Origin of the sequence: Winogradskyella vidalii (assembly GCF_013403955.1) — a bacterium.
Classification (GTDB): domain Bacteria; phylum Bacteroidota; class Bacteroidia; order Flavobacteriales; family Flavobacteriaceae; genus Winogradskyella; species Winogradskyella vidalii.
Genome location: NZ_JABFDG010000001.1, coordinates 1,382,026 through 1,397,304 on the forward strand (window position 1 = coordinate 1,382,026; position 15,279 = coordinate 1,397,304).

General features: G+C 35.4%; 8 protein-coding genes. 6 read left to right on the plus strand and 2 right to left on the minus strand.

Translation table 11 applies throughout. The features are described from left to right. Positions 1-8: 8 nt before the first annotated feature. The 3 genes from rplI to HM982_RS05925 all read left to right on the plus strand — a co-directional run bounded on the left by rplI (position 9) and on the right by HM982_RS05925 (position 2,125). Positions 9-470, plus strand: a complete 462-nt coding sequence (gene rplI / locus HM982_RS05915) for a 50S ribosomal protein L9 (protein ID WP_179352175.1) — start codon at positions 9-11, stop codon at positions 468-470. Positions 471-613: 143 nt separating this feature from the next. Continuing rightward, the gene (locus HM982_RS05920) at positions 614-1,501 is read left to right on the plus strand and encodes a glycerophosphodiester phosphodiesterase family protein (RefSeq protein ID WP_179352176.1); all 888 of its coding nucleotides are present in this window, start codon (positions 614-616) and stop codon (positions 1,499-1,501) included. A gap of 150 nt (positions 1,502-1,651) precedes the next feature. Next, positions 1,652-2,125 carry a DUF6495 family protein gene (locus HM982_RS05925; RefSeq protein WP_179352177.1) on the plus strand — a complete coding sequence of 158 codons (474 nt, stop codon included), beginning with the start codon at positions 1,652-1,654 and terminating at the stop codon, positions 2,123-2,125. Positions 2,126-2,244: 119 nt separating this feature from the next. On the opposite strand, the gene HM982_RS05930 is transcribed toward HM982_RS05925, so the two are convergent. After that, complete coding sequence (locus HM982_RS05930; protein WP_179352178.1) at positions 2,245-3,486, minus strand: ABC transporter permease; 1,242 nt, start codon at positions 3,484-3,486, stop codon at positions 2,245-2,247. A gap of 240 nt (positions 3,487-3,726) precedes the next feature. On the opposite strand from HM982_RS05930, the gene hisS reads away from it, so the two are divergent. Together hisS and HM982_RS05940 are read left to right on the plus strand one after the other, a co-directional pair. Beyond that, positions 3,727-5,097 (plus strand): histidine--tRNA ligase, encoded by a 1,371-nt coding sequence (gene hisS / locus HM982_RS05935; RefSeq protein ID WP_179352388.1) that lies wholly within the window; start codon positions 3,727-3,729, stop codon positions 5,095-5,097. A gap of 64 nt (positions 5,098-5,161) precedes the next feature. Further along, positions 5,162-5,506, plus strand: coding sequence for a DUF3024 domain-containing protein (locus tag HM982_RS05940; RefSeq protein WP_179352179.1), 345 nt, complete (start codon positions 5,162-5,164; stop codon positions 5,504-5,506). Between the two features lie 117 nt (positions 5,507-5,623). On the opposite strand, the gene HM982_RS05945 is transcribed toward HM982_RS05940, so the two are convergent. Further along, positions 5,624-8,863 (minus strand): LamG-like jellyroll fold domain-containing protein, encoded by a 3,240-nt coding sequence (locus HM982_RS05945; RefSeq protein ID WP_179352180.1) that lies wholly within the window; start codon positions 8,861-8,863, stop codon positions 5,624-5,626. Between the two features lie 344 nt (positions 8,864-9,207). Between HM982_RS05945 and HM982_RS05950 the strand changes: the two genes are divergently transcribed. Next, positions 9,208-15,273 (plus strand): PKD domain-containing protein, encoded by a 6,066-nt coding sequence (locus HM982_RS05950; RefSeq protein ID WP_179352181.1) that lies wholly within the window; start codon positions 9,208-9,210, stop codon positions 15,271-15,273. The last annotated feature ends 6 nt before the right edge of the window (positions 15,274-15,279 follow it).

A 15,279-nucleotide genomic window follows, 5' to 3' on the forward strand; every position in this document is an offset into this window, starting at 1 on the left:
ATAACACAATGGAACTTATATTAAAACAAGACGTTGATAATTTAGGATTTAAAGACGATATTGTATCTGTTAAGAACGGTTATGGTAGAAACTTTTTAATTCCTCAAGGACAAGCTGTAATGGCAACTTCTTCTGCTAAAAAAGTATTAGAAGAAACTTTAAAGCAAAGAGCTTTTAAAGAAAAATCGATTATTGCTGAAGCAGAAAAATCTGCTGAAGGTTTAAGAGGTTTAGAAATTAAAATAACAGCTAAAGCTGGAACAGGTGCTACTGCTGGAGATAAATTATTTGGTTCTATTACCAATATGGATTTAGCTGCTGCACTTAAAAACGCTGGTCACGAAGTTGATAAGAAATTTATCGCTATTACTGGTGGTAACATTAAGCGTTTAGGTCAGTACGAAGCTGCAATTAGATTACACCGATCAGTAACAGTAGATTTAACATTTGATGTTGTCGCTGAAGCTTAATCGCAATTAAAATAATTATTTAAAGCCGTTTAGTTTTCTAAGCGGCTTTTTTTAATGAAACTTATGTCGTGTTTTTTATAAATCTAGTAATCCTAAAAATCGTCGAGATTATTATATAACAGATCTTTAAATAGGGTTTTATTATGAAACATTTTTTATACATTTTTATCGCTTTTGCTTTCTTAGCTTGTAAAGAATCTAAAGAAGCAACACCAGTTTTAGAAGCAACACCAACTTTAGACGTTCAACCTTCTAAACTCATAGAAACCTTTAAGGCTTCTAAATCTAATTACCCAGCTGTTAGCGTGCATCGTGGAGGTGTTGATATACTGAATTATCCTGAAAATTGTCTAGAAACAATTCAGTATGTTAGTAATCGTATTACTGCAATTTATGAAATAGATGTCGCTCAGACTAAAGATGAAAAGTTAGTTTTACTTCATGATAATTCTATAGATAGAACCACCACAGGAAGTGGTAAAGTCACCCAATATACTTTCGATGAATTAAAACAATTTAACTTAATCGATGATTTTGGAAATGAAACAAGCTATAAAATTCCTTTGTTTTCTGAAGTGTTAACTTGGGCTAAGAAACACAACGTTATATTAACTATTGATATTAAACGAAGTGTTGGTCAGCAAAAAGTCATAGAAGCCATAAAATCAGCAAAAGCTGAAGATATAGCTGTTATAATAACTTATGATTTAGAAGAAGCAAAATCAGCTTACCAATTAGCTCCAGAATTTTTATTATCTGTTTCAGCTCGAAATAATGACGAATTTGAACGTTTATTAAAGTCAGAAATCCCAACTAAAAACATGCTTGCTTTTACAGGGACACGTTTGTCTGATGCTTCACTGTTTGAAAAATTACACGCTAATGATATTGTTTGTATACTAGGAACATTAGGTAACTTAGATAAACGCGCAAAAGCTAGAGGTGAGGAGCTATACCTTCAATGGAAAGAAAACGGTGCCGATATTTTGGCTACTGATAGACCTTTTGAAGTATTTGAAGCTATAAATTAAAAGTACAATAAATTCAAAAATAATTAGATTTCACATCAATTACGAGAAAACGAGGTTTTTCAATGATATGCGAGACTCCTAATTATAATTAATAAAAATATTTTTAGGCATACCATCTGTCCTTTAAAAAAAACAATAAACTAAAACCAGATGAAATACAGAAGATTAACTAAAGAACAATTTGAAGAGTTACACCAAGAATTCATCAATTTTTTAGCTACACAATCTATTACGGCTGATGAATGGATGGATATAAAAAAGAATAAACCAGAAGTTGCAGAACAAGAACTAGATGTGTTTAGTGACTTAGTTTGGCTTGGCGTTTTAGATAAAGTGAAGTATTTAGAGCATATTTCACCACAGCAAATTCATTTGTTTGAATGTCAAGAAAAAGGCATGCGATTAATTGCCTTAAGAATAGAAAACGAAGCTATTGACTTTACTACAAAAGAAGGATTCCAATGGTTACGTGATAACTTATTATCAGATTCTGTTGAATTTTTTAATGCTAAAAAAGACTATTCTGAAGATAAGCATTTAGATATTTTTAAAATGATTGAATCTGGCGCTAATATCACTAAGGGTGAGTTGTTTAATTATTTTGCCAACCTAGTAAAGGGTTAAACGATGCCTTTAAAAAAAGAAATCTCTTCGTAGAAGTAAGGTCAAACAAGTAGGGTTTGAAAGTAACTTATTTCGTTTTATACCAAACTTATAAACTCCTTTGAAAAAAGGAGTTTTTTTTATTCATAACGCAATGATTCAATAGGATCTAATTTAGCGGCTTTGGTTGCTGGATATAAACCCGAAACTACCGCTACAATAAACGCAATAGTAGTCGCCCAAAGCATAGCAACCCAAGGTGTAGAGAATTCGAGTTCAAAACCCTTAGCAACACCCATACCGATTAAAATACCTAGTATAATTCCTAAAATACCACCAAACTGTCCAATGATAATGGTTTCCATAAAAAATTGAAAAGCAATGGTTTTGCTTTTGGCACCTAAGGCTTTTCTAACTCCAATTTCTCTGGTACGTTCACTTACCGAAACAAGCATAATATTCATTAATGCAATGGTAGAACCAAAAATTGTAATAATGCTAATAATCCAAGCTGCGATATAAAGTGCGTCGATATTCTGAGTCGCCTGATTTAATAAATCATCGCTGCGTTCAATGCCAAAATCATTCTTTTCAACAGGGTTTAATCCTCTAATATTTCTAAAGGTTAATATGGCGTTATCTTGAGCTGCTTCAAGTAAATCACTATCATCCACTTTAACACTTAAACTGTAATTGATATTTGGATTGGTAAAAATGGAACGTGCCTTTTGTATCGGCATTATCACTCTTAAATCTTGATTATTTCCAAACGTAGAGCCTTTTTCTTTGAGCACACCAACCACTTTAAATTTAGCCCCTCTAATACTTATAGTTTTTCCAATAGGGTTTTCATCAGGAAATAGTGCGGTTTGTAAATCGCTACCAATCACACAAACAGCATTACTATTATCGACGTCAAAAACATTTAAGGAACGTCCAAATTCAATCTCTAGGCCTGAATTTTCTATAAAAAATTCATTGGCACCAAGCACAGCAACTTCTGGGTCCGTTTTTTTGTTTTCGTATTTAACTTCAGCTGCAGACGTTCCATAAAAGGATACCGCAACTTTAGTCATCGGGAAGTTATATTTTTCTTCAAAATCCTTAACGTCTCTATAATCAATTACCGGATTTATTTTCTGACGTTCTCTACTACTTTGGCGCTGGGCTGTAAATTCATAACGTTGAAAGTTAAATGTATTAGAACCCATGGAAGAAAAATTACTAGAAATCGTATTCTCTAAGGCAGAGACACCACTTAAAATCCCTACCAATGCCATAATACCAATGGCAATTATTAAAACGGTTAAAATGGTTCGTAATAGCTGACTTTTAATGGAATCGAAGGCGATTCTAATATTCTCTTTAGCTAATGAAAACATAATTGATTTTGCTTTAGTTAGGTTGTTTCAAATATAAGTCTATCAAAACAGCATAAAGTTACTATAAAATTGACTTATCTTGGTAAGACCTCTAAAAATTGTAATATTTTTGTGACTTAGAAGTAAGTTCAGCCGAGGTGTATCTGATATAAATAATGAGATTTCTCGGCTACGCTCGAAATGACAGAGCACAAAAATAAAGTTTCATTTAAAGAGATTCCTACTTTCGTAGGAAATAATATGGCACAGAAACCAAGCATACCAAAGGGTACAAGAGATTTTAACGCAACCGAAGTGGCGAAGCGTTCGTATATTATGGAAACGATAAAGACACAGTTTCAAGTTTTCGGATTTCAACCTATAGAAACCCCGAGTTTTGAGAATTCCAATACATTGATGGGAAAATATGGTGATGAAGGTGATCGTTTAATTTTTAAGATTTTAAATTCTGGTGAGTTTTTAAAAAAGATTTCAGATGCAGATTATGCTGAAAAATCGGAACGACTAATGACACCTAAAATATCAGAAAAAGCGTTAAGATACGATTTAACAGTGCCTTTTGCACGCTATGTTGTACAACACCAAAATGAGATAGAATTTCCATTTAAGCGTTATCAAATTCAACCCGTTTGGCGTGCAGACCGTCCACAAAAAGGACGTTTTAGAGAATTTTTTCAATGTGATGCTGATGTAGTGGGCTCAAAATCATTGTTTCAAGAAGTCGAATTTGTACAGCTATACGATGCTGTTTTTTCAGCCTTAAAATTAGAAGGTGTTACCATTAAAATCAACAACCGTAAAATTTTATCTGGTATTGCCGAAGTGATAGGAGCACAAGATAAACTGATTGATTTTACAGTAGCTTTAGATAAACTCGATAAAATAGGTGAGGAGAAGGTTAAAGATGAAATGCGAAGCAAAGGTATTTCTGAAGACGGTATTTCTAAGCTTCAACCTTTATTTACTTTAAAAGGTGATTTCGGAAATCAAATAGCGAGTTTAAAATCTATTTTAAGTGCTTCAGAAATTGGATTAAAAGGGATTGAAGAACTCGAATTTATCAATACCGCTATTTCGAATTTAAAATTAAAAACAGCGACATTACAGTTAGATGTCACTTTAGCTAGAGGTTTAAATTATTATACTGGGGCTATTTTTGAAGTCTCAGCACCCAAAGGTGTCAAAATGGGCTCTATTGGTGGTGGTGGTCGTTACGATGATCTTACCGGAATTTTTGGGCTAAAAGATATGAGTGGCGTAGGCATAAGCTTCGGATTAGATCGTATTTATTTGGTGTTAGAAGAAATCGAGTTATTTCCGGCGACAATAACAGAATCCACAAAAGTACTCTTTATCAATTTTGGAGATAAAGAAGCTATGGCTTGTTTGCAGGCGGTTACTAAACTAAGACAAGAAGGCGTAAAAGCAGAATTATATCCAGATCCCGCTAAAATGAAAAAGCAAATGAATTATGCGAACCGTCGTCAAATTCCATTTGTAGTTTTAGTTGGTGAAGAAGAATTAAATTCAGGGGCATTTACACTAAAAAATATGACTTCAGGAGAACAGCATAAGGTCGCATTTGAAGCACTTTTAGATTTGTTGAAATAGTCGGTTTTAGGTTTTATATAATTTAGAAGCCTGTTGTTTATAAATGGAATTAAATTATAACGAAATGAAAAATACCATAATTGACATTAATGAATCAACTGTAAAAACGTACGTAGAATCGTTACGACCTGAAGATCCTGAAATTCGAGAGCAAGTAGATATTGGGTATTCTTATGATGGTAAAGTGGTTATCTTATTCGAAATCCGACCAGATTGGGATGATTCTACAAAAAAGAAACATATTGAGTTTGCTAAAATTCGTCATTATAAATCACGAAAAGAATGGAGTTTATATTGGATGCGTGCCAGTGGAAAGTGGGAACTTTATGAACCTTTTCCTAAATCATCTCACTTAGACAAAATTATAGATATTATAAAAGACGATGCACATGGCTGCTTTTTTGGATAATAAAAAAATAATGGTATCGTTTACATGTCATTTGCTTTAAGAAAGTTTAAAATCAATTAAAAAAGCCTCAACCCATATAGGATTGAGGCTTTTTAACACTAACTAAAAACAATCAATTTAATCCACTATAATTTTTTTTGTCACTACGTTTTCTGTAGCGGTATGTAACTTAATAATATAGGTGCCAGCACTAAAGTTTGGTATTCTATATTCAGAATGTTGATTTTGTTCTATGTCTTTAATCACATAAACGGACTGCCCAAGCATATTAAAAACACTTATTGATTTTAAATCAATTTGGTTGGGGTTTACAACTACAATTTTGTCTATTGTATTAGCATAAAGTACATCTAGAGGTGTTCTGTTTTCATTGCCAATTCCTAAGATATCTTCAGGCGAACCAAATGTAATTTCAAATCGATTATGGTATTCACCTGCATTTAGGAAAATCGAGTAGGCGCTCATTTTTAAATCATGATAAATATCCAATAGATTATCGTGTAAGTAAACATTGAAATTATCAGGAACATGTTCTAGATCATCTATCATTATGGTGTTGATACCCGCTGTACTAGTTAAAATTCCAAGCGGATAAACAGTGGTGATTTCGGCTTTATCACTTCCCTGAATAATGTAGGCTTTATCGTTAATTAACCAATACATATCGTCTATTTGATCTTCATTCATTTCGCCATCAAAAGCCCAATCGACAGCTTCACTTGCGTTTTCGTCAATAGTTAACAACAATTGTCGACGTATGGTATTTACAGAGTTGAATCCGATTCTAAATTTCATTCTTAAATCCTCATCGGTAGCCGCTTCTTCATAAGTTTGATTATTTTCAGAATTCGTATGTCGCATAAAGACTGAAGCCGTATTTTCTTTTTTAAAGACCCGTTGTCCGTTATTAAAATTTATAGTTCCTGAGTTGACACCCGAAACAAAGAAGCCTTGACCAACCGAAATATATTGTCCTGGTTTTTTTGTTGGTGACAAAGAAGTGCCTATGTCGGGGTGGTTGCTTCCTTTGTAAGCCGCGGCAACAGCTCCAGAAAAATTGCGCGTTGCATAACCACCCTCATAATCTTCTAAAATATGAGAGCCTCCGCCCCAGTGATTCCAGAAATAAAGTGTTCCAGAAATTAAAGGTTCAGCATTTGAAACGCTTGGACCATTATCTATAATAAATTGAATAGCATCGATTGCTGAAGGGTAGGGGTTTCCTACTAAGTAATCATTATCAGCATTCAATGTGAGGTTAATATTTCCGTTATTAGGTTGACCGGTAAACACATAATTTTGTTGGGATGTTACGGAGCCTGTTCCTGGGCCTTTCATGGTAAAACCTTCTCCTGGTAAAATGGTTCCGGTTCGTCGTATGTGTTGCCATGCAGAATAAGAGTCGCTAGCGAGATTACTGTATTTCCAAATCCAATAATCAGCAATGGTTATAGGTTGGGTTGCAGCGCCATTATAACCTGAAGAGGAAAAATTAATAGCGGCAATATCTGATGCTATTGTGCCGTCTTTCATAACATCAGACACCTTATAGTTGTTAACCGTAGAATTTGTTTTAGTTACTGGTGAAGACCAATAATTGTAAGTATAAGTATCTGCTGTGCCTTGTTGGTCGCGTTCTATTTTTCCGTTTGAAATAACGTCTAAATCACTATTTAAGGTTTGTATTAATTGCGATTCACCTTCTAGATCTATTTTTCCAGTAAGGCTTAAATAATGTGTAATGGTTAAACCGTTTCCTGTATTGGTATTATTGTCGCCTTCTATGACTAATTCATTTTCATCCACATAAAGTCCTAAAAGCGTTCTGTTGTCTTGTTTTCTAAGTGGTAGGTTGGTGTTAGATAGGCTTAGATTGTGTGATGTTTTAACGATATTCCAATCTATGGTTACGTTAGGATTAACAAGTGCTGTTGATCCTGGAGTATCTTGTACGGAACCATTAAGCCAAGTGGTGTTGTGATCCCATTCGCCATTTTGCACTGATTTATATGGTATTGGTGCTGTTTCTTCGGCGATTGTTATTTGTTGTTTAAGTAAGCCGTGATTGTTGTTTCCGGTAGCATCTACAGTCATTCTATAAGTATAACCAGACATGGGGTAGTAGGCTGCTAAATCTGACCAAGGAATTGTATGTACTTCATTTTTAGTTATATTTAAGGGAAGTTCTTTTCCGCTGACTTGTCCTGAATTGTTAGTGATTTCTTGATTCATCATAAAACGGATTTGGTTTTCTGTTAAATAGGTGTTCCAAATTCGTACTTCATCAATATGACCTTTATAAAACTGTGTTGGTGTATCATTTCCTGCAGCAGCGATAAAAAATGCTTCATCTGTACCTACAGGTGCTGTTTTGTTGGCAAAATTATCTAAAACGCCATCAATATATATAGAAGCCTTATTGCCATTATAGGTTACGGCTATATGATGCCATTTATCACTAGGAATAGCAGTGTAAGATTCTAGAGATTGTGTACTACTATTCTGCCATTCAATTTTAATTGTCTGAGCTTCTGTAAGACTTAAATCGTAACCTTGGGAGAAGGCAACATCTCTTTTAGAAAGTATAGACATAGCATTTGCCCCAGTTCCATTATGCTTAATCCAGGCAGATAAAGTAAAGCCATCTGGGTTAAGGTCTAAGGTGTTTTGCATATCCATATAGCTATCAGAACCTTCAAAATACATAGAACGTGCTACCTCTATTTGAGGTGAAAATCCAAAAGTGATATAGGAAGTTTCGTTGAATTGATAATCTGTAGTTAAATTTCCAGAACCATCTAAAGTCATGATTTTAAATTCAGCATCTATATCAAACAATTCAGTGTCAGATATAAACATATAGTAATGACCATCGTTACTGAAATTAGGCATTAATTCTTGTGGAATTGAAAGTGTTACGGAAGGTGTTTGTTCTTCTGAAGGTATAAATTTCCATACACGTTGCATCGTTTTGTAGGAAACATTAGTGGTTATATCGGAATTAACCTCAGCACTTAAATTAACAGTAACAGGTAATTCAGTGGCAGCTATACTAGCATTATTATTACCCCAAACAAGAAGGTTTCGCGATGGAAAGTTTAAATACGTACTGTTATTTGGGTTTAGTACAGTATTATTTTCAGTTAAACTGACAGTTAGAATATCTTCATTACTGTAGGTGTTACTGTTATTCGCATTCTCTACAATTGAAATGTTATAATTGTAAGGCGTTAATTGAGTTGTAATAGCTTGATTATTAGCGTAGAAATCAGCAGATTCTCTAGCGCTTATTTGCTGAGCATATGTAAATATAATGCATGTGAAAAATAAAATAAAGGTCAGCGTAATTTTTTTCATCAGATTTGGGATTGAATGAAATAATCATGACGCAATATACTACAATTTTTTACATTTCATCTATAAAATGCAAATAAATCCGATAAAGTGTAATTTTTTATTAGGTTTTAAAAGACCTCTGGTATTGTTATAACTGAATTTTAGGGTTGAATTAATGAGATAATGACCGTATTATGGGCCTTTTATTTACTGATAAAAAAACAATTAATTTATACTTCGATGATCTACGTTTTGTGTCGTTAAAAGTTATTTTTATGTTCTTGTCGAAAAAAATATGAAAGTTTATAGAGTATATAAGGGAATTAATTACATTGTCACCTGTAGGTATTCAGCTATTAAAATTTATGGGGAAAATTAAATATGGCCTTTTGTTGCTTATAGGTTCCGTATGTGGAATAATAAGTGCAATCAATATAACGGATCGCGTTTTTATCAATGAAAACATTTCAGAAGCAAAAGCTTCGGAATTGGCTCTAATGCCACCAACGGCAACAATTTCAGGAACAACTACGGTTTGTGTTGATAGCAGTCCTTTACCACAAATTATATTTACAGGTGCATCTGGGGCTACGCCATATACGTTTACTTACACACTTAATGGAGGAGCGCCCCAAACTATAACTACGGGGGGAGCTAATTCTTCAATCAACTTAAATGTAAATACAAACACTATAGGTGATTTTACCTACCAATTAATTTCTGTAACAGATAGTTCAGGAGAAACAGTTAATGTAAATCCTTCAGCAACAGTATCGGTAAGTTCACCACCTACGGTCGATTTTACATTTAATAATTACGGTTGTTCTGCTACACCCGTTCAATTTACACCAATAATTACAGGTAATGGTCCTTATACTTATCAATGGAATTTTGGTGATGGTAATAACGCCTCTAACGCAAATCCATCTCATATATTTGATGCTTTTGGGTGTGGATTTTCAAGTTACACCGCCTCATTAACGGTTACAGATGTTAATGGCTGTACAACGACCATTACTAAACCAGTGGAGGTAGAGCAAAGACCCGACCTAAGTTTTCAGGATTTGGACGCCTTGTTTACCCCTCCTTTTGATAACTGTGGAAATAATACGGTTAATCCCGAGTATACAATTAATGTCGGTAATACGTCTCCTTCAGATAGCTGTATAACGTCTTATGATATTGATTGGGGCGATGGTAATGCTGAGACCAATGTTACATTTCCGCTTACCCATACTTATGAAGAATTAGGTTCTTTTAGTATGGTAATAACGGGTTATGGTGACAGTGGTTGTAATGCTGTTGAAACGATATTGGTAAAAAACTCCAGTAATCCTATTGGTTCTATAATAAGTCCTGGTAACACCGTAAACTTATGTTTGCCTATTAATGAGTTAGATTTTCAAATTGGGTCTTGGGGAGCTAATCCTCCTGATACGGTTTATGATGTCAATTATGGAGATGGAACCACTGAAAGTTATACACAAGACGATTTAATTGCGGCAGTATCTAATTATGACCCAGATAATCCTACTGCAGCAAATCCATTTCCTATACCTCATGAGTATACTGAATCGAGTTGTCCTAATGCAAGTTATACAATTACTTTAGTCATTTCAACATCCTGCGGTGAAACAGTACTAACTGCAGGCCCTATAATAATATTGAGCAAACCCGAAGTCGATTTTAGTTTTGAAACCCCAGGCTGTTTAAACACAGAAATTCAATTTAACAATTTAACGGATGATGGTTATGGACCAAACTGTATAGAACAGATGCTTCATACCTGGGATTTTGGAGATGGAACGACATCGACTCTAGAAAATCCAAGCCACATATACACTGCACCGGGAACTTATACGGTAACATTAATCGAAGAAAATTTTTGTGGTTTAACAGATCCAGTAGTAAAGACAATTTGTATTGAGCCAGAATTGGTACCTGAGTTTACTTTAGATGTCAATTCAGGGTGTACGCCATTAGATGTTAACGTAACTAATACTACAGATTTAACGGATTCTTGTGGTTCGGTTACTTACGATTGGGAAGTAATATATACTCCAGAATTATGTGGTACTTCAGCAAATTGGAGTTTTACCAATGGTACTAATGAGACTTCGGCGGATCCTTCGTTTCAATTTATTGCTGCGGGCTATTATGAGCTTATAATGACAGCTACAAATTCTTGTGGTGATTTTACAACATCTCAATCCGTAGAGGTGAAGCAACCACCAAATGTAACATTAAATCCTATTGCAGATGCTTGTGATGCATTGTCGTTTAATCCAATAGCTACAGTTTATACTTGTGCGCCAACGTCTGAGACTATCATTTATAACTGGTCATTTCCGGGAGGGTCTCCAGCGACGTCCAATCAATTAGATCCAGGTGTTATTACATATGCTACAACAGGTGACTATACGGTTACGTTAAATGTCACAAATTCATGTGGTACAACAACAGCAACTGAAACTTTTTCAATCGATGCCTCACCTACGATTACCAATACAGATCTTTCTCAAACAGTATGTTCTGGCTCAATAACTTCGGCAATTAATTTTTCTACTGATATTACGGGGACAACGTACAGTTGGATATCTAATAATCCAACGGGATTAACAGGTTTTGTGCCAAGTGGAACTTCTAATAGCATCCCTACACAAGTCATAAGTAATACCACAACGTCTCCACTTACGTTAACCTATACGGTTACTCCAGAAGTCAATGGTTGTGCAGGTGCTCCGGTTAATTTTGATATTATAGTAGAACCGGCTCCTTCAATATCGCAACAACCACAGTCTAATGCGGTTTGTCAAAATGGAACAGCAGAAGCATTATCTATAACATTTCAAGCCTCAGGAACAGCCAATTATCAGTGGTACGAAAACAGTATCGATGACACAAGTACGGGAACTCCGATACCAGGAGAAACAGCAGCGACTTATACACCACCTACAGATACTGTTGGAACAACCTATTACTACGTTGTTATTGTATTTTCTACTGGAGATTGTAATGAAATTACTTCAGACACCGCTGAAGTTGAAGTCGCAAACACTACACAAATTGATAGTCAACCCCTAACAACTCAAGCCTTATGTATTGGTGGAACTGCACAAGAACTTTCAATCGTTACATCTGGTGGTGCGGGGGTTGAATCTTACCAATGGTTTAGTAATACCACAAATACAAATTCAGGTGGAACGGCTATTTCTGGAGCCACAGACGCAACTTATACACCACCCGTATATACAACCACGGGGACTTTTTATTATTATGTGGAAGTGTCTTATACAGGGAGTGGCTGTGCAGGACTCAGCAGTGCAGTCTCTGAAATAGAGGTTGTAAATGACCCTATAATTACTTCTGAACCTATTGCATTTCAAAATTTATGTCAAAATACAATACCTACAGATTTAAGTATCGTTACCGCTAATGGCTTAGGAACAACCGCTTATCAATGGTATGTAAATACGGTGAATGATACCACTACAGGAACAGCTATTGCAGGTGCTACAGCAGCAACTTTTACACCTCCAGTGACAGCTGTTGGGACTTTATACTACTATTGTGTTGTTTCGCAAGATGTTTCGGGTTGTGAAGTGACGAGTGCCATAAGTGAGGTTGAGATAAGTCCTGGAGCGCAATTTGATGACCAGCCTATTTCAGATGAATTGTGTTTTGGAGAAACCACACCATCTTTAATGGTAGCGTTTAGTAATGGTACAGGAATAGCAGGCTATCAATGGTACCAAAATTCAGTAGATGATACTACAACAGGAACAGCTATTGCCGGGGCAACTTCAGATACGTATTCCCCTGATGTTACGAGTGTAGGAACAACGTATTACTACGTTATTATTACATTTAGTTCGGGCGGCTGTACGGAAATTGTATCAGATACAGCTGAAATTATCGTTAATGGAACACCTAGTATTGGTGATGCAACGGCTCTAATCTGTAGTGGCAATACATTTGAATTTATTCCAGAAGATACCCCAGGAAATGTGGTGCCTGTAAATACCTTATACTCATGGACAACACCAAATGTTAGTCCGGCTGGAAGTATCACAGGTGCAGTGGAGCAGTCAACACCAATAGCAACTATTTCACAGTTTTTAGAAAATACAACAACTAATCCGGCAACGGTAACTTATACTGTAACACCAGTTACAGGTGATTGTATAGGGGAAGATTTCGAAGTCTTGGTAACTATAAATCCATCGATTACCGTAGCATCCACGCTTGTAAATAACCTTTGTTTTGAATCTAATAATGCCAGTATAGAAACTACAATTGTAGGAGGTGTGCCTTTTTCTACAGGAGATCCATATTTAATCACTTGGACAGGACCAAGTGGTTTTACGAGTACAAATACTTCAATTTATAACCTAGAAGCAGGGGCGTATGTGTTAGCTATTGCGGATGATGGTGGTTGTCCATATACAGAGACATTTACAATAACAGAACCAGACGAATTGATATTTGATTTGGTGGACTTTGATCCTAATACCATATCTTGTTTTGGTGCTAACGATGGCGCCATCGGAATTGATATTGCAGGCGGAACATTGCCGTACACCTACTCATGGACGCGAGATGGTGCGCCGTTTTCAACTGATGAAGATTTAACCGATTTAGAGCCTGGTGATTATACGATTACAGTTACAGATGCGAATAATTGTGGCCCAATAACTCAGAACTTTAGCATTGAAGAACCTGAATTGCTAGTAGTTTCATTAGATACAAAAACGGATGTCCTTTGTTATGGTGATAATACCGGTGCGATTAATATTACGGTTGTGGGAGGTAGAACTGATTATGAATTTACTTGGGCAGGTCCTAATGGCTTTTCAAGTAGCAGTCAAAATTTAGATGCCATTTATGCTGGAGTTTATAATTTAACAGTGACGGATAATTCAGGATGTACAGATACATTAGACGTTGAGATACTTCAAAATAGCCAAATAGAAATAGAGGTTACTGTCACCGAAATTATCTGTTATGGCGATAATGATGCTTCTATAACTATAAATAATGTATCAGGTGGTATTCCACCTTATGAAGTGAGCTGGAGTAATTTTGGAACGGGTAATTCACAGGTAGATTTATCTGCAGGAACGTATACAATTACCATTACAGATGCCGAAAACTGTGCGAGAGATTTCCCTATTGTAATTGAGGAAGCGCCACTATTTTTAATTGACCCAGTGGTGACTCAAATGAGCTGTTCGGGTGAAAATGATGCCAGTATAGTTTTAAATTTTGTTGGAGGAATAGCACCAGTCACTGTAGTTTGGGATGATGGCTCTACAGCAGGTACTGAACGTCATAATTTAGCACCGGGAACTTATAGCGTTACAATTACTGATGGTACGCCTTGTATTATTCAAGATAGTTTTACAATCCATAATATTTTACCCTTAGAACTTTCGGCTAATGTTACGGATGCCTTAGATTGTGATGACCCTAATAGTGGTGCGATTAATTTATTAATTCAAGGCGGAACACCACCTTTTGATGTCCTATGGTCTAATGGAGCAACAACAGATGATTTAGACACCTTACCACCGAATACTTATACTGCAAATGTAACGGATGCTAATGGCTGTGAAATTGAAGGTAGCTGGACAGTTAATAGATTTGAAACTTTAACCTTAGATGTCGAGACACAATTAGAGGTTAATTGTGAAACACGGACTATAAATCAAACTTTTGAAGCTGTAGCTAGTGGTGGGGTGCCACCATTTCAATACCATTGGTCTAGCGGCACCGTCAGTGGAGCTAATAATGAGTTAATGACGACTGATATTGATGGCTTAGTGATGTTAGAAGTTGTAGATAGTATGGGATGTACTACCAACTATTCATTAAATGTAGAGGCTCCAGTTATAGGAGAAGCTGATTTTACAACCACATCATTTGGTTATTTAAATTATGGTATTTATGCGATACAAGATCCTATTGAATTTATAAGTTCAATTACCGGGAATTATGAAAGTGTATTATGGGATTTTGGAGATGGTAGTTTTTCTTCTGAAGAAAGCCCTTTTCATACTTATTTTACTCCAGGAAGTTATGTGATAACACAAACCGTAACTTATGCCCATGGTTGTGTGTATGTAAAAACAATGACCCTAGTTGTAGAAGAAGGTTATAAATTAGTAATGCCAGATGCCTTTACGCCTAATGATGATGGTATTAATGATTTCTTTGGCCCTGTATATATAGGCTTAAATAATTTAGAACTTAGTATTTATGATACTTGGGGTAGCCTTATTTATAAAGAGTCGGGTGATGCTATAAGAGGATGGGACGGCAAAGTTAAAGACGAAGAAGCCGAAAATGGAAATTATTATTACACCTTTTCTGCACAAACTTTTTACGGCAATGACATTAGTAAACAAGGCGCTTTTGTATTTATCAAATAAAACCTA